Origin of the sequence: Nonomuraea solani (assembly GCF_900108335.1) — a bacterium.
In the GTDB taxonomy this organism is placed as follows: domain Bacteria; phylum Actinomycetota; class Actinomycetes; order Streptosporangiales; family Streptosporangiaceae; genus Nonomuraea; species Nonomuraea solani.
Genome location: NZ_FNVT01000023.1, coordinates 20,775 through 35,610 on the forward strand (window position 1 = coordinate 20,775; position 14,836 = coordinate 35,610).

Annotated in this window: 14 protein-coding genes; 7 read left to right on the forward strand and 7 right to left on the reverse strand. The window is 70.9% G+C overall.

Going from position 1 to position 14,836, the window contains the following annotated elements:
- The first annotated feature begins 172 nt into the window (after window positions 1-172).
- Window positions 173-1,045 carry a GDSL-type esterase/lipase family protein gene (locus tag C4V41_RS49515; RefSeq protein WP_103963044.1) on the forward strand — a complete coding sequence of 291 codons (873 nt, stop codon included), beginning with the start codon at window positions 173-175 and terminating at the stop codon, window positions 1,043-1,045.
- Here C4V41_RS49515 and C4V41_RS49520 read toward each other — a convergent pair.
- The gene (locus tag C4V41_RS49520; RefSeq protein WP_103963045.1) at window positions 1,042-1,755 is read right to left on the reverse strand and encodes an HNH endonuclease family protein; all 714 of its coding nucleotides are present in this window, start codon (window positions 1,753-1,755) and stop codon (window positions 1,042-1,044) included. The genes C4V41_RS49515 and C4V41_RS49520 overlap by 4 nt on opposite strands.
- Window positions 1,756-1,828: 73 nt before the next feature.
- Here C4V41_RS49520 and crcB (C4V41_RS49525) point away from each other — a divergent pair, with 73 nt between their 5' ends.
- The 3 genes from crcB (C4V41_RS49525) to C4V41_RS49535 are packed head-to-tail and all read left to right on the forward strand — an operon-like array spanning window position 1,829 to window position 3,639.
- On the forward strand, window positions 1,829-2,284 hold the full coding sequence (gene crcB, locus C4V41_RS49525; RefSeq protein ID WP_103963046.1) for a fluoride efflux transporter CrcB: 456 nt from the start codon (window positions 1,829-1,831) through the stop codon (window positions 2,282-2,284).
- A 34-nt stretch (window positions 2,285-2,318) separates the two neighbouring features.
- Window positions 2,319-2,678: a fluoride efflux transporter CrcB gene (gene crcB / locus C4V41_RS49530; RefSeq protein WP_103963134.1), complete on the forward strand. Its 360-nt coding sequence runs from the start codon at window positions 2,319-2,321 to the stop codon at window positions 2,676-2,678.
- A 40-nt stretch (window positions 2,679-2,718) separates the two neighbouring features.
- Window positions 2,719-3,639, forward strand: coding sequence for a S1C family serine protease (locus C4V41_RS49535; RefSeq protein ID WP_103963047.1), 921 nt, complete (start codon window positions 2,719-2,721; stop codon window positions 3,637-3,639).
- 14 nt (window positions 3,640-3,653) lie between these two features.
- Here C4V41_RS49535 and C4V41_RS49540 read toward each other — a convergent pair whose 3' ends face one another.
- The 4 genes from C4V41_RS49540 to C4V41_RS49550 all read right to left on the reverse strand — a co-directional run bounded on the left by C4V41_RS49540 (window position 3,654) and on the right by C4V41_RS49550 (window position 10,454).
- Window positions 3,654-4,991, reverse strand: a complete 1,338-nt coding sequence (locus tag C4V41_RS49540) for a glycosyltransferase family 4 protein (protein WP_103963048.1) — start codon at window positions 4,989-4,991, stop codon at window positions 3,654-3,656.
- Window positions 4,992-5,151: 160 nt separating this feature from the next.
- Window positions 5,152-8,259, reverse strand: coding sequence for a S41 family peptidase (locus C4V41_RS49545; RefSeq protein WP_103963049.1), 3,108 nt, complete (start codon window positions 8,257-8,259; stop codon window positions 5,152-5,154).
- A gap of 93 nt (window positions 8,260-8,352) precedes the next feature.
- Window positions 8,353-8,475 carry a hypothetical protein gene (locus C4V41_RS65630; RefSeq protein ID WP_268808864.1) on the reverse strand — a complete coding sequence of 41 codons (123 nt, stop codon included), beginning with the start codon at window positions 8,473-8,475 and terminating at the stop codon, window positions 8,353-8,355.
- An 86-nt stretch (window positions 8,476-8,561) separates the two neighbouring features.
- On the reverse strand, window positions 8,562-10,454 hold the full coding sequence (locus C4V41_RS49550; RefSeq protein ID WP_103963050.1) for an elongation factor G: 1,893 nt from the start codon (window positions 10,452-10,454) through the stop codon (window positions 8,562-8,564).
- A 478-nt stretch (window positions 10,455-10,932) separates the two neighbouring features.
- Between C4V41_RS49550 and C4V41_RS65970 the strand changes: the two genes are divergently transcribed.
- Entirely contained in the window at window positions 10,933-11,250 is a 318-nt protein-coding gene (locus C4V41_RS65970) for an SDR family oxidoreductase (protein WP_327537515.1), read from the forward strand.
- A gap of 23 nt (window positions 11,251-11,273) precedes the next feature.
- Window positions 11,274-12,485, forward strand: a complete 1,212-nt coding sequence (locus tag C4V41_RS49560) for an MFS transporter (protein ID WP_103963051.1) — start codon at window positions 11,274-11,276, stop codon at window positions 12,483-12,485.
- A 24-nt stretch (window positions 12,486-12,509) separates the two neighbouring features.
- Here the strand turns inward: C4V41_RS49560 and C4V41_RS49565 are convergent, their stop codons facing one another.
- Complete coding sequence (locus C4V41_RS49565; RefSeq protein WP_103963052.1) at window positions 12,510-13,541, reverse strand: Rv2578c family radical SAM protein; 1,032 nt, start codon at window positions 13,539-13,541, stop codon at window positions 12,510-12,512.
- 134 nt (window positions 13,542-13,675) lie between these two features.
- Between C4V41_RS49565 and C4V41_RS49570 the strand changes: the two genes are divergently transcribed.
- Window positions 13,676-14,020 (forward strand): DUF3040 domain-containing protein, encoded by a 345-nt coding sequence (locus C4V41_RS49570; RefSeq protein WP_103963053.1) that lies wholly within the window; start codon window positions 13,676-13,678, stop codon window positions 14,018-14,020.
- Here C4V41_RS49570 and C4V41_RS49575 read toward each other — a convergent pair.
- Complete coding sequence (locus C4V41_RS49575; RefSeq protein WP_200824775.1) at window positions 13,990-14,817, reverse strand: polysaccharide deacetylase family protein; 828 nt, start codon at window positions 14,815-14,817, stop codon at window positions 13,990-13,992. The two genes, C4V41_RS49570 and C4V41_RS49575, sit on opposite strands and share 31 nt — an antisense overlap.
- Between the last annotated feature and the right edge of the window lie 19 nt (window positions 14,818-14,836).

Sequence of the window (14,836 nt, forward strand, 5' to 3'; positions counted from 1 at the left end):
CGTGAATGCGAGGTTACGGGCAAAGAACTCGGAAAAAACCGAAGCCCAGCGGCTATTTGGTGCAACCTCATCGGGTCCGGACTGTCAACTTCCGATATGAAGTCGGTCCTGAACCGGCAGACCTTACCCCCAGGCCATGGCAGCCCGGTGATCGGCTCCTTACGTTGGGTTCATGATCACTCGCGTGGGCTGCGTCCTCGCCTCAGTCGTCGTCCTGTCCGCTCCCGGCACGGCTCAGGCCGCTCAGGCCCAGGCTGTTCAGGCTGTTCAAGCTCGGGCCGGTCAAGCCCAGGCCGTGCCCGACGTCATGGCCGCGCTCGGAGACTCGATCTCCACCGGCTTCAACTCCTGCGGCTTCTACGTCTCCTGCGTCTCGCGCTCATGGTCGTCCGGCGACAACGGCGAGGTCTCCAGCCACTACCTGCGCCTGTCGAAACTGTCTGGAACGCTCCACAAGCACAACCGCAACTTCGCCGTCCCCGGATCGACCAGCGCCGACCTGCTCGGCCAGGTCAAGCAGGCGGTCGCGGCCAAGGCCGACTATGTGACGATTCTCATCGGCGCCCTCGACGCCTGCGTGTCCACCGAGCAGGCGATGACCCCGGTGGCGACCTACCGGCGGCGGATGGAGTCCGCGCTCGCCGAGCTGCGTGCCGGGATGCCCAGGGCCAGGGTGTTCCTCGCCAGCATCCCCGACCTGCGGCGGCTGTGGCAGGTGGGCCGGTCCAACCCGCTCGCGCGCACGTTCTGGTCGGTCGGCCGCATCTGCCAGAGCCTGCTGGCCAAGCCCACCTCCACCCGGGCGGCCGACACCGAGCGCCGCGACCGGGTGCGGGCGCGGGTGATCGCCTACAACCGGGCGGCGGCCGAGGTGTGCGCCGCGTACGGTCCCGCCTGCCGCACCGACGGGGGCGCGGTGTTCGCCTATCCGTTCACCCTGAGCCACCTCAGCAAGTGGGACTACTTCCACCCCAACATCGCCGGGCAGCGGGCCCTGGCCGATCAGACGTTCAAGCACGGTTTCGACTGGATCGACCCGCGTTAGGTGCACTGGGCCAGCATCGTCTTCTTGTCCGCCGCCGTCACCGGCACCCCGTACTTGATCGCGACCTGCGCGAAGCGGGTGACGTAGGCGCAGCGGACGTACACCTCCGGCGGCAGCCAGCCCGACGGGCCGGAGGCGTCCTTCTCCTCGTTGGCGTCGCCGTCCACGGGCAGCAGGTTGAGCGGGTCGTTCGCGAAGTCGAGCCGCTTCGACATCGGCCAGCGCGGCGCGCCCATGCGCCAGCCGTAGTTGAGCGGCACGACATGATCGACCTGCACCTCGTCGGCGTTGTCCTTGTGCCAGTAGATGAGCCGGCCGGTGTAGGGGTCGGTCAGCTCCATGGAGACGACCTCGCAGTTCGAGCCCGCCCGGTATTTCACGTTGTGACCGTCGCGGGCCAGCAGGTCGTCTCGGGTACGGCAGCCGTTGCCCGCGTACGGGACGCCGGTGGCGTTGTCGGCCCAGTTCTCGCCGTACCGGGTGCGCTCGTAGCCGGCGCCGCTGCCGAGGCTCTTGACGCGCAGGCGCTTGATGAGGGCGCGTGCCTCGGCCTTCTCCGTGTCGGAGATGATGGGGGCCAGACCCGGCAGCGTCCCGCTGACGTTGCCCAGCGGGCCGGCCGCGGTGGCCGGCGGGGTCTTGGCGCTGCCGATGAAGGAAACGACGATGATGGCTCCCGCGACGAGGGCGACCGCGTCCTTCGTGCTCAAGCAGTCCTCCGTGGGGCTCCAGGTTGTCTAGAGAAATTCCCGGCATCGACTGTTTTGACACGGGGAGGGTTATGTGACTGATCGTCCGATCGATCCGGATGTCGATCTCCATGTTCCGGCGCAGCGGGCCGAGCCGCAACGGCCGGTGCTCGCGGCGATCGCGGCCGGTGGCGCGCTGGGCGCCCTGGCCCGGCACGGCGTCCAGACCGCCCTGCCCGCCGGCCCCGCCGACTTCCCGTGGGCGACGTTCTGGGTCAACGTGTCGGGCTGCCTGCTCATCGGGGTGCTGATGGTGGTGATCACGGAGATCCGGCCGGCGCATCGGCTGGTGCGGCCGTTCCTGGGGGTGGGGGTGCTGGGCGGGTACACCACGTTCTCGACGTACGCGGTGGACGTTCAGCGGCTGATCGCGGCCCGCGCCCCGCTGACCGGGCTGCTCTACCTGGCCGGAACGCTGGCCGCCGCGGTGACGGCGGTGGCCACGGGCATGTGGCTGACCCGCAGGATCGCGCGGGTGGGCGCGCGGTGACGGCGTGGCGGGTTCGCGGGACGGCGGGCGCACGATGACGCTGCTGCTGATCGTGGCCGGGGCGGCGGTGGGGGCGCCGCTGCGGTATTTGGCGGATCGGGCCGTGCAGGCGCGGTACGACACGGTGTTCCCCTGGGGGACGCTGCTGGTCAACGTCTTGGGATCGCTGCTGCTGGGGTTCCTGGCCGCGGTGCCCGCGGGCGACGGGGTGATGGCGCTGGCGGGCGTCGGGTTCTGCGGGGCGCTGACGACGTACTCGACGTTCGGGTACGAGACGGTGCGGCTGCTGGAGGAAGGGGCGCGCTTTCACGTGGTGGCCAACGTGGCGATCAGTGTGCTGGCCGGGCTCGGTGCCGCCTACTGCGGCCTGGCCCTTGCCCAGGTTTTCACCTGAGGAGTTACCGTGTAATCCTGTAAGCAAAGGAGTGCACGAGATGGCGGATCCCCTTGACGCCTACTCCCGCGTCGTGTCTTCCGTGGCGGCCGATTTGCTGCCGAAAGTGGCCGGTGTGCGGGCCGGCCGGGGCAGCGGGTCCGCGGTGGTGTTCACCGCCGACGGGTTCCTGCTGACCAACGCGCACGTCGTCGGCTCCTCCCGTGGCGGCTCGATCGCGTTCGCCGACGGCTCCTCGGGCGACTTCGTGGTGGTCGGCCGTGATCCGCTGTCGGACCTGGCGGTGATCAGGGCGCAGACGGCCACGCCGCCGCCCGCCGAGCTCGGCGACAGCGACGAGCTGGTGGTCGGGCAGCTCGTGGTGGCGGTCGGGAACCCGCTCGGGCTGGCCGGATCGGTGACGGCCGGCGTGGTGTCCGGGCTCGGGCGGTCGTTACCGGCGCGCAGCGGCTCGGCCGTACGGCTCATCGAGGACGTGATCCAGACCGACGCCGCTCTCAACCCCGGCAACTCCGGCGGGGCGCTGGCCGACTCACGGGCCCGGGTCGTCGGGATCAACACGGCCGTGGCCGGGGCCGGCGTGGGGCTGGCCGTGCCGATGAACGGCACGACCCGCTCCATCATCGCCGCGCTCATCAGGGACGGCCGGGTCAGGCGGGCGTTCCTCGGGCTGGTCACCTCGCCGGCGCCGCTGCCCGAGCAACTGCGGCGGCGTACCGGGCAGGACGCGGCGCTGCGGGTGGTCGAGGTGGTGCCGGGCTCACCCGCCCACCGCGCCGGGCTGCGCGCCGGTGACCTGGTGCTGAGCGCGGGCCGCAGCCCGGTGGGCGACGCGCAGAGCCTGCAGCGGCTGATGTTCGCCGACGCCATCGGGCGGCCGCTGCCGATCACCGTCCACCGCAACGGTGCCCTCGTCGACGTCATCGCCGAGCCGGTGGAGCTCACCGGCTCAGGCGTGTGAACCTCAGGGACCGCTCAGGGGCACGGCGGCCGGAGCTCCACCACGTTGCTCTCCGGTGTATCGCCCGGTTCCTCCGCCGGGGTGGCGGGTTGCGGGCGGACGTAGGTGCCGTTGCGGCGGGCCAGCAGTTCCGCCATCAGGGCGTCCCACTTCTGGCCGATGACCTCCACGTCGTACGTTCGGGCGGTCTCCAGCGCGCGGGCCGCCAGATCCCGGCGGAGCTGCTCGTCCTCGATGACCCGGCTGATCGACGCCGCCAGGTTGGCGTTCGTACGCGGCTTGACCAGCAGCCCGTCCACCTCGTTCGTGATCATCTCCTTCGGCCCGTGCGGGCTGTTGAAGCTGACGATGGACAGCCCCTTCGCCATGGCCTCCAGAATCGTCATGGGGAACCCCTCATGACGCGAGCTGAGCACGTAGATCGACGCCTTCTCCAGCTCCGCCCCCACGTCGCTGGTCGGCCCCGGCAGCTCGACCTTGCCCTCCAGGCCCGCCTCCGCGATCTGCAGGCGGAGGTTGTCCTCCTGTGGCCCGGCCCCGAAGATGCGCAGCGTCCAGTCGGGGTGGGCGGCGGCGACCGTCTCCCAGGCGGTGATCAGCCGGTGGTAGCCCTTGATCCGGGTCATCCGGCCGACCGTGATCGCCACCTTGGCGTCGAGCTTGGCCGTCCCGCCCGTCATCGGCGGCACGGCGTTGGGGATGCGAGTCAGCTTGCGCGGCTTCTTCGGCAGCGTCTCGCGATAGTCCTTCAGGTCCGCCTTGGTGAGGGTGACCAGGGCGTCGAGGCGCCGGTAGCGCCACTTGATGAGCTCCTGCATCGGCTCGGCCTGGGTGCGCAGGGCCACGTGCTCCTGCCCGATCGTGATGACGCTGGGCAGGGCTAACTGGGCCATCGCCAGGTTGAGCCCGGGGCGGGTGCCCATCAGCACGCCGGTGTCCAGCGAGCGGATGTAGCGGGTCAGCTTGAGGTCGGTCCACAGGTTGAAGCGGTGGTAGGCCGACTCCTCCTTGGGGATGATCCGGCTCGGCATCTTCGACAGCATCGCGCGCAGCGGGTCGGGGCTGGGCTTGAGCCGGTCGTCCAGGAAGCGGAACTTCACACGCGGGTCGATGGGGAAGAACGGCTCCTCGGCCTCCTTCAGGATGCTCACGATCTCGACCTCGTGGTTCTCGGCCAGGTAGCTGGCCAGGTTGAACACCGTTCGGATCGTGCCGCCCATCCCGTTGGCGTGCAGCAGCAGGATGCGTACCTGCCGGGTGGAAGGCGGTGGCGCCTTCTGCACTTTGCGCCGGTTGTACCCCCGATAGAGCCGGACCATCGCCGACTTGCCCTTGCGTGCCAGTGCGCGCACCTGACGGTTCCCCTTTTCGAATGAAGTCTCAACAACAGGTGGCCGACGATGAGGAACGCACTCTCATCACCGGCCCAATTGTCTCTTGTCGGCGGGGTGCACTTTTGTTCATCCCCTGTGCGCTATCCCCACCTATGATCTTTAGACGCCGGACGGATGATTAAGGTTGCATGCGCGGCCGATGCCGGGGATCAGGGGTGTGCGGCGGGTGCTCGGCCAGCAGGTCGAGGGCGACATCGATGGCGCGTTCGAGCTGCGTGTCGACGCCTCTGGCGTAGTCCTGCGGGGTGATGTCCACCTCGATGTCGGGATCGGTGCCGTAGTTCTCCACCTGCCAGCCGACGTCGTCGAACGCGAACGAGAATTCCGGCTGCGTCGTCACGGTCCCGTCGGCCAGCCGATGCCTTGGCCAGATGCCGATCACGCCGCCCCACGTGCGCTTGCCGACCAGCGGGCCCAGTTCGAGCAGCTTGAAGGTGTGGCTGAAGATGTCGCCGTCGGAGCCGGCCCACTCGTTGGTGACGGCCACGATCGGGCCGCGCGGCGACTCCGGCGGATACGGCTCAGGAGCCCCCCACCTCGGATGGTCGTAGCCCAGCCGCCGCCTGGCCAGCTTCTCCAGCAGCAGCGCCGACACGTGGCCGCCGCCGTTGAAGCGCACGTCCACGATGAGCGCCTGCCGGTCGTACTCGGCCAGGAACCCCCGGTGGAACTCCCCGAACCCCTCCGTCCCCATGTCGGGCACGTGCAGGTAGCCGACGCGCCCGCTGGAACGCTCGTGGCACTCGGCGCGGTTGAGGTTGACCCAGTCGCGGTAGCGGGCCGGCTGCTCGTCGGCGAGGGCGCGCACGGTGGCCGTGAACACCTCGTCGCCGCGGCGCAGCGTCAGCTCGACCTCCTCGCCGGCCTGGTTGACGAGCCGTTCGTCGGGGGTGGCCGCCGTACCGATGGGGGCGCCGTTGATGGCGAGGACCGCGTCGCCCGTACGGACGTCGAGGCCGAGCCGGTTCAGCGGCGAGGTGGCCTCCGGATCCCACGGGTCACCGGTCACGATGGCCCTGATGTGGTAGACGCCGTCGCGATGGTCCCAGTCGACGCCCAGCTTGCCCTGGCTGTAGTCGGGGCCCGGACGATATTCGCCGCCGCTCTCGAAGGCGTGGCTGGTGGCCAGCTCGCCGTGCAGCTCCCACAGCAGGTCGGAGAACTCGCCCCGGGTCGTCACCCGCTCCACCAGCGGCAGGTACCGCTCGTAGACGCCCGGCCAGTCCACGCCCGCCATGTCCTCGGTCCAGAAGTTCTCCAACTGCAGCCGCCACGCCTCCCGGAACATCTGCCGCCACTCCGCCTCCGGGCAGACCGACACCTTGATCCGCGACAGGTCGATCCAGCCGCTCTCGCGCCCCGGCCGCTCCTCGTCGCCGGGCGCCTCGGCCGCCTTGACCACCCGCAGTCTGCTGCCCGCCCGGTACAGCAGCGTCTTGTGGTCGCGGCCCAGCTCGAACTCGTTCACGCCGTCGGCGAACGTCTCGCTCTCGCCCTTGGCGAAGTCGAACAGGTGCAGCGTCTCGTCCCCTTCGAGGGGACTCGTCAGGATCAGCGCCTTGCCCTTCAGCCCGGCCACCCGCTCGTAGCGGCCCTCGGGCAGCGGAAAGGCGGTCACCCGGCGGGCCAGCCCGTCCACGTCGATCAGCAGCGGCTCCGGCTCCTCGTCCTCGTCGTCGTCCTTCTCCTCCAGCGGGCGCGGGAGAGGGACGAACGGATCCGGTACGTCCGCGCGCAGCGCCACCGCGTACGGCCGGGTGCCCAGCGGAAAGCCCAGGTCGAACTGGAGCTGGTCGTAGACGGGGGAGAAGCCGCGCTGCCCGATGAAGTACAGGTAGCGGCCCTGCGGGTCGAACGCCGGCATCGAGTCTTCGAGCACCGGCTCGGTGGCCTGCACCGTCCGGCCCGTCTCGAGGTGGTGCACCATGATCGCGGTGGTCTGGGCGTTCAGCGGGCTCGCATAGGCCAGCCAGCACCCGTCGTGCGACCACGCCGGATCTTGCGGCGCGCCGTGCGGGTTGGCCTCGACCAGCGTCGCCCCGCCCGTGGCCAGGTCGAGCAGGTGCAGCTCGTGGCGGTGGTTGAGCACGGCCACCCGGTCGTGGGCCGGGTCGGGCACCAGCGCGTTGATCCGCCCCAGCCGGGCCACCTCCGTGCCGGCGCCGCCCTCGCGGCCTTCGAGGATCACCAGCTTCTCCTCGTCGCCGTCGTCGCTGGCCGCCGCGATCAGCCGCTCGCCGTCGTTGAGCCAGGTCAGGAAGCGGTAGCGGACGCCGTCGGGGGCGCCGTGCCGCAGCACGGGGCCCTCCCAGTGCGCCATGGCGTACGCCTTGCCGCGCGCCGTGACGGCCAGCGCGCTCCCGTCGGGGCTCAGCGAGGCGCTCTCCAGGTAGTCGGCGGCCTCGACGAACCTGCGGTTGCGCTGCGTCCTGGAGCTGGCCAGCCGCACCTCCAGGCGGCGGGGCGGCTCGCCCGGGTCCATCAGGAACAGGTCGCCGCCTGCGTGGTAGACCAGGCGCCGGCCGTCGCTCGCCAGGTTGCGCGCGTAGTAGTCGTCGTGGTGGGTGTGCCGGCGCAGGTCCTGGCCGTCGGGGGCGCACGAGTAGACGTTGCCGACGCCCTCGTGGTCGGAGATGAAGCACACCCGGCCGCCGCTCCAGCAGGGCGAGGCCAGGTTGCCGGGCAGCCTGATCAGCCGCCGGAACTCGCCGCCGCCGTCCGGGTCGATCCACAGGTCGCCGGCCGTGCCGCCGCGGTAGCGCTTCCACCGCGCCGGGTCGGCGGTGTTGCGGCCGAGCACGATCATGCCGCCCGGACCGTACGCGATGGAGTTCGCCGGTCCGTACGGCAGCCGCTCCGGCACCCCGCCCGGCGTCACCCGGTGCAGCCACTTGCGGCCCTCGAAGGGCTGGGACTGGTCGCTGGCGTACAGGATGCGCTCTTCGGGGTCCCAGCCGGTCACCGTGCAGCGGGCGCCGTGGAAGGTCACCCGGCGGGCCGCGCCGCCCGCGGACGGCATGACGTACACCTCTTCCGGGCCCTCCTCGCGCCCCACGAACGCGACCCGGTCGCCGTGCGGTGAGATGCGCGGATAGCCGGCCTCGGCGAGCCCGGCGGTCAGGCGGAAGGCCCGTCCGCCCTGGGCGGAGACCATCCACAGGTCGTCCTCGGCGGCGAAGACCACCACGTCGTGGAGGACGGCGGGGAAGCGCAGGTAAGCCGACATGAGATCAGCTCCACTGTCGATCGGACGGCCGGGACGCCGGCCCCTGCCGTCCGATCATGTCACCGGTCAGACGGCCGGGACGGCCGCCGGCGCTCACTCTTCGTCGGTCGTCCGGCGGCTCTCCCGCTTCGTCACCTTGGCCTGCCTGCTGCTCTTGATGGCCTGCTTCTTCGACTTGCCGGACTTCGCGGCGGGTTTCTTCTTCGTGTCTGCCATGGAATTTCCCCCCGTACGGCTGAGATGCGCCTGATTAGTGCATCAAGGCCGTTAATACCCATCTCACGAAAAACACGACATACCGCCTACTGTTGGCGGGCGGGACGGTCGCCGGCGGGCTCCGACAACCACGCGCCCTCGCCGTGGGACAGGCCCGGCAGCCGCTGCTCGAACACGTGCGCCTGGGCCGCCGGGATCTCGCCCGTCAGCAGCCAGGTGTCGTCCTGCCTGAGCGTGTCGCGCAGCTCGCCGCCCACCGCCGCCAGCTTCGCCGTGACCGCGCCGAACGTCTCCAGCGGCACCTCCAGCTCGAAGCGGTGGCACGGCTCGTACACCGTGGTGCCGGCCCGGCGCAGCGCCGCCATGAGCACGATCGGGGTGCGGCCGCGGAAGTCGGCCGCCACGGTTTCGGGGGCCGAGTAGCCGGTCCTGGTCACCGTCACCATGACGTCGGTGACCGGCCAGCCGTGCGGGCCCTCGCTCAGGGCCAGGCGGACGCTCTCCTCGATCGCCCGGTGAAAGGCCATCGGCAGCGAGCCGAGATCGACCTCCAGCCGGTAGCCGACCCCCGAACCGGGCGGGGCCGGCTCGACGCGCAGGCCGAGGGTGGCCATGAAGTCGTTGCGGGCGTTGCGCTGGATCTCCTCGACCGCCTCGGCGGTGCCCGAGGGGCGTTCGAAGTAGACCGGACGGCTGGGCTCGAACACGGCCTCGACGCCGAAGTCCCTGGCCAGGGTCTCGCCGATGACCTCCTTCTGCACCTCGCCGTACAGGAGGACCGAGGTGTCGCCGCCCGCGAGGGTACGGGTGCCGATGAGCGGGTCCTGCTCGGCCAGGGCCAGCAGGGCGGCGTGCAGACGGGGCTCCTGGCCGGGGACGCGCGGGCGCACCACGGTCTCCAGGCCGGGCGGGGTGAAGTACGCCTGGGTCGTGGCCGGGGGCTCGTCCGGGTGGTCGCCCGCCTTGCCGTGCACCTGGTCGCCGACGCGGATCTCGGGGACGCCCCACGCCTTGACGATGTCGCCGGCCACCGCCTGCCGTTCGCCGGGGGCGCCGGAGATGTCGAGGGCGGTCAGCCGGCCTTCGTACGCGGGTCCGCCGCCCCGGTGGAAGGCGAGGTGCTCGCGCTCCCGCAGGACGCCCGCGCGCATCCGCAGGTAGGCCACCTTCTCCCCGGACGGCGCCCGCTCGATCGCGAACACCGTCGCGCGCGCCGCCCTCCCGTCCGTTCCAGGGGCGGGGCGCGGTGCGGCGGGCAGCAGGGTGCCGAGGCCGTCGAGCAGCTCGGGAAGGCCCTGCCCGGTGATCGCCGAGCCGAACAGCACCGGGTACGCCACTCCGCCGGCACACTGCCGCGCCAGCGAGGCGCGTACCTGATGGGTGTCGGGCTCCTTGCCCTCGACGAGCAGCTCCAGCAGCTCGTCGTCACGCTCGGCCAGCACCTCCGCGGCCTCCCGCGTGGAGGAGGCGGGACGGGTGACGGCGGCGCGGCCGCCGATGCCGCGCACGGTGTTGAGCGGGACGCAGGCCGGCCAGAGCCGCCGCCGGATCTCGGCGAGCGTCTCCCGTTCCCTGGCGCTCGATCGGTCGATCTTGTTCACGAAGATCAGCGTCGGGAGGCGCATCCTCCGCAGGGTCCTCATCAGGACGCGGGTGTGCGGCTGCACGCCCTCGACGGCCGACAGCACGAGTACGGCGCCGTCGAGCACGCCGAGCGCCCGCTCGACCTCGGCCACGAAGTCGGCGTGGCCGGGCGTGTCCACCAGGTTGACCCGCAGATCACCCAGGGTGAAGGAGGCCACGGCGGTGCGGATGGTGATGCCGCGTCGGCGTTCGATCTCGCCGCTGTCGGTCTGCGTGCTGCCCGCGTCGACGCTGCCGAGCCGGTCGATGACGCCGGTCTCGAACAGCAGCCGCTCAGTGAGGCTGGTCTTGCCCGCGTCTACGTGCGCGAGGATGCCGATGTTCAGGATGTGCATGAGTGGAGGAGCCCTCGAGAACTCTCGTGCCAATGGGGCGCTGGGAGAATCCGAGGGGGCGCCGCATCTCATGCTCCTTGCTCATCGTCCTGCCGGGCCCGTCAATCCTTCCACCGGTCGTCCGGCGGGGGCCAACCATTTTCGGCCGGGTCTCCGCGGTCAGCCGCCGTCACCGCGGGCTAAAAGCAGTTGAGGCGGCAGCCCGGGTGAACCATGATCCCAGCATGCCGGACACGACGCCCTCCAGTCCCCGACCCGTCACTCTCGTCACCGGTGCGGGCGGACGTACCGTCAACATCGGCGCCGCCGTGGCCCGCGGCCTCGCCGAGACCGGCTGGGACATCGCGTTCACGTACTGGCGTCCCTATGACGGTGAGAAGCCCTGGGGGGCCGAGCCCGACGCGGCCACCGCGCTCGGCAACGACCTGGGCGCCCGCCACACCGCCGTGGAAGCGGACCTCACGGACCCGGGCGCATCATCGCCTTCACCAGCGACCACGTCGTCGGCAACCTCCCCTACGGCGCCAGCAAAGGCGCCCTGGACCGCATCACCCTCGCCGCCGCCCACGAGTTCGCCCATCTCGGCGTCCGCGCCAACATCATCAATCCCGGCCCGATCGACACCGGGTGGATGACGGACGAGATCCGTGGCGCCATGAGCGAGCAGACCCCCGCGGGGCACCTCGCCGGCACCGAGGAGCCGGCCAGGCTCGTCGCCTTCCTCTGCTCCCCGCAGGGCCAGTGGATCAACGGCCAGCACCTCCTCAGCAACGGCGGCTTCCGCACCGCTCTCTGACAGTTTCTGGAGCACCTCAGTCCATGACCGACCAGTTCACGGCGAAGGCCACCTATGGCCAGGTCTTCGCGGTCACCCAGTTCCGTGCCCTCTTCGCGGCCCGGCTGCTCGGCGTCATGTCCGACACGCTGCGGTCCGTCGCGCTGGCGGTGCTGGTGTTCGACCAGACCAGCTCTCCGCTGCTGACGGCGGTGGCGTTCACGATCGGCTTCCTCCCGCAGGCCGCGGGCGGCCTGTTCCTCGCCGCGATGGCGGACCGGTTCTCGCCGCGGGTCCTCATCACCACGGGGTACGCACTCCAGTGCGCGGTCGGGCTGCTGCTCGCGTTCGGACGCCTCCCGGTCGCGGTCAGCCTGCTCCTCGTCGCGGCCGTGGCCTGCCTGACCCCGGTCACCACCGGGGCCGCGGGCCGGATTCTGGCGGAGATCCTCACCGGCGACACCTACGTGCTCGGGCGTTCGCTGAACTACCTCGTCGCGGTGGCGGCGCAGTTGGCGGGCATGGCCGCCGGCGGGGCGCTGACCGCGTGGCTGGGCGTGGAGCGGACGATGCTGGTCACCGCGGGGGCGCACCTGCTCGCGTTGGTGGTCAGCCGGCTGTTCCTGTCGCGTACCGAGGTGGCCCGCACGGGTGGCGGGTCGATCGTGCGGAAGACCCTGCGAGGTAACGCCGCGCTCGTCGCCGCCCCCGGGGTCGCCAAGTTGATCATGGTTCATTGCCTGCCCGCCGCCTACCTGGCGGCGGCGGGAAGCCTGCTCATCCCGTACGCCGCGCAGCGTGGATTCGGCCCGGCGGAGACCGGCCTCCTCCTGGCGGCCACGTCGGTCGGCATGCTCATCGGCGACGTCGTGGTCGGGCGGGTGTTCGCGCCCGCCACCCGGGAACGGCTCGTCCTGCCGCTGCTGCTGGTCATGGGCACGCCCCCGATCGCGCTCGTCCTGGACCTGCCGCACCCGGCGATCGTCGCAGCGTACGTGATCACCGGCGTGGGCTCCGCCTACCTGCTCGGCCTGCAGCGACGCTTCCTGGAGGCGGTCCCGTCGGAGCTCCAGGGGCAGGGTTTCGCGCTGCTCAACACCACCACCATGACCATCCAGGGGATCGGGCCCCTGGTCTTCGGCGTGTTCGCGGAATTTCTCCCGATCGGCGGCGCGATCGCCCTGACCGGGGTGAGCAGTGTGATCACCACGCTCCTCCTGCGCGACGCGGCCCGCCCGCGCGCCACGTCCGGCTGAGACCGTGCCCGCCCCGGGATTCGGCTACAGGAGGCGGAGTTGTTCCGGTTGGGGGGCCGCGGGGGCGGGGCGGGGTGGGACGCGGCGGGACATGGCGGGGGTGGCGCGGCCCACGCCGTGGCGGGCGGCCAGCTCTTCCACCTGGGCGGTGATCCGCTGCTGGTAGGCCTTCGGCGCGTAGGCGCCGCGCCCGTAGAGCTCCAGGTAGCGCGGCACCAGGCGCGGATGCTCGCGCGACAGCCAGCCCAGCCACCACTCCCGCGCCCCGGGCCGCAGGTGCAGGACGATGGGGGCGAGGTGGGTGGCGCCCGCCGCCGCGATCTCCTTGACCGTGCGTTCGAGCTGGGCGGGGGAGTCGGTGAGGTAGGGCAGGATGGGCGCCATCAGCACCCCGCAGGCGATGCCGTTGTCGTTGAGCGTGGCGCAGGTCTCCAGGCGGCGGCGCGGGTCGGGGGTGCCCGGCTCCACGGCGCGCCACAGGCCGGGGTCGGTGAAGCCGACCGACACGCTGGCGCTCACGTCCGTCACGTCGGCGGCCTCGGTCAGCAGGTCGAGGTCGCGCAGGATCAGCGTGCCCTTGGTGAGGATCGAGAACGGGTTGGCCGCGTCGCGCAGCGCCGCCAGAATGCCGCGCATCAGCTTGTAGCGGCCCTCCGCGCGCTGGTAGCAGTCGACGTTGGTGCCCATGGCCACGTGGTGACCGCCCCACCGGGGTGCGGCCAGCTCTCCGCGGGCCAGCTCGGCGGCGTTGACCTTGACCACGATCTTGGAGTCGAAGTCCGCACCGGCATCTAAATCTAGATATTCATGCGTTTTTCGGGCAAAACAGTAAATACAGCTATGACTGCACCCTCGGTACGGGTTGATCGTGTACTCGAACGGGACGCGGCTGGCCCCCGGCACCCGGTTGATGATGGATTTCGCCCGGATCTCGTAGAAGGTCATGCCCCGGAATTCGGGCGTGTCGAATGTGCGGGTGACCGCGCCACGGGCGAACAGCGGCACGGCCGGATCGTCCTGGCCGGCGGCGGTCAGGCGCAAGTTGTCCCAGCGCATCCCATGATTAGAACAAAGGTTCGAGCTTGATCGCAAACCGAAAAGAGGTTGCAATTAGCTGGTAAGGCGGGGGCTAATGATCTTCAGGGTTGGGCAGATAGCTGCCACGGAGCTTGCGTTGCGGAGGTGCGCCTATGGCCTGGTCGCAGGACGAGGAGCGGATGCTGGCACAGATCGAGCAGCACCTCGTCGACGACGACCCGCGACTCGTCGCGCGGCTCGAGTCGTTCAACGAGCGGGTGCGTCGCAGCGAGGCGAAGTCGAAGGCCGAGCCCCGGGTCGGTCGCCGGCCGCGCCGCTCGACGGTCATCATCCTGATCAGCTGGCTGCTCATCGCCACGCTGGTCGCCACACTTCTGATCATGGTTCTCCGGCACGAGGCCGCCGCGGCCATGGCCTTGGCGGCCGCCGCCGAGCCGCCGCGAACCGTTCCGGGTCCGGTCGTCGACTACGTCCACGCTTCGCGGAGCGTCCGGTAGCCGATCACGGTGATCCCTTCTCGCCGTACGATGTCGCGTGCCCGCGGCGAGGTGAGGAACGCGTGGTCGCTGTGGCGCACGGGCCATCCACCGGGATCGAACGCCCGTGCCTCCTCGCCGTCCAGGCCCGGATGCACGGCCCACTCGCTCAGCCCCGGCGGCAGCTCGCGCAGCAGCCGCGCGTACTCCTCCGCCTTGCCGTCGAGGTCCAGTCCGAAGCTGTCCAGGAAGTCGTGGTCGATGACCGGCCGCCCGCGCGCCCGCAGTTTCGAGCGAGCGGGGTCGAGCCAGGCGCGCACCGCCAGCCCGTGCTCGTCGGCCAGGGCCACGGTCAGGTCGAAGATGTCGGCCCGCCCGCCGTCGGCCAGGCAGTGCCAGTCGAGGTGGACGGGCGTCAGCCCGGCGTCCGTCACGGCGGCGATCTGGGCGCGGAACTCCAGCTCGACCTCCTCGATCCGGGCGGCGGCGAGCAGCTCCGGGATGCGTTCGGAGGGGTGGAACCCGCCCGAGCCGAGCAGTGAGGTCACGCGTTCCCTCGGCGCCAGTGGGCCCCACGGGTGGCCGGGCAGCTCACAGACCAGCGTCAGGTGGATGCCGAAGGGGATCTCGGGCCGGTCGCGCAGCAGGTCAATGGCGTGCCCGGCGGCCGGGCAGGGCGTCATCAGGCTGCACGACGCGGCGATCCCCTCCTCGATCGAGCCGATGATCGCCTCGTTGACCGCGCGGTACATGCCGAAGTCGTCGGCGTTCACGATCAGCAGCCGGGCGTCGGCCGAGTATCCCAGGAGCTCGTTCACGAGACCCCACCTTGGCCGG

Excerpts from the sequence above, each read along its gene's own strand:
- C4V41_RS49515 (WP_103963044.1), top strand. The coding sequence starts at position 173 with ATGATCACTCGCGTGGGCTGCGTCCTCGCCTCAGTCGTCGTCCTGTCC.
- crcB (WP_103963134.1), top strand. The coding sequence starts at position 2,319 with ATGACGCTGCTGCTGATCGTGGCCGGGGCGGCGGTGGGGGCGCCGCTG.
- C4V41_RS49535 (WP_103963047.1), top strand. The coding sequence starts at position 2,719 with ATGGCGGATCCCCTTGACGCCTACTCCCGCGTCGTGTCTTCCGTGGCG.
- C4V41_RS49545 (WP_103963049.1), bottom strand. The coding sequence starts at position 8,259 with ATGTCGGCTTACCTGCGCTTCCCCGCCGTCCTCCACGACGTGGTGGTC.
- C4V41_RS65630 (WP_268808864.1), bottom strand. The coding sequence starts at position 8,475 with ATGGCAGACACGAAGAAGAAACCCGCCGCGAAGTCCGGCAAGTCGAAG.
- C4V41_RS49550 (WP_103963050.1), bottom strand. The coding sequence starts at position 10,454 with ATGCACATCCTGAACATCGGCATCCTCGCGCACGTAGACGCGGGCAAG.
- C4V41_RS49560 (WP_103963051.1), top strand. The coding sequence starts at position 11,274 with ATGACCGACCAGTTCACGGCGAAGGCCACCTATGGCCAGGTCTTCGCG.
- C4V41_RS49565 (WP_103963052.1), bottom strand. The coding sequence starts at position 13,541 with ATGCGCTGGGACAACTTGCGCCTGACCGCCGCCGGCCAGGACGATCCG.
- C4V41_RS49570 (WP_103963053.1), top strand. The coding sequence starts at position 13,676 with ATGGCCTGGTCGCAGGACGAGGAGCGGATGCTGGCACAGATCGAGCAG.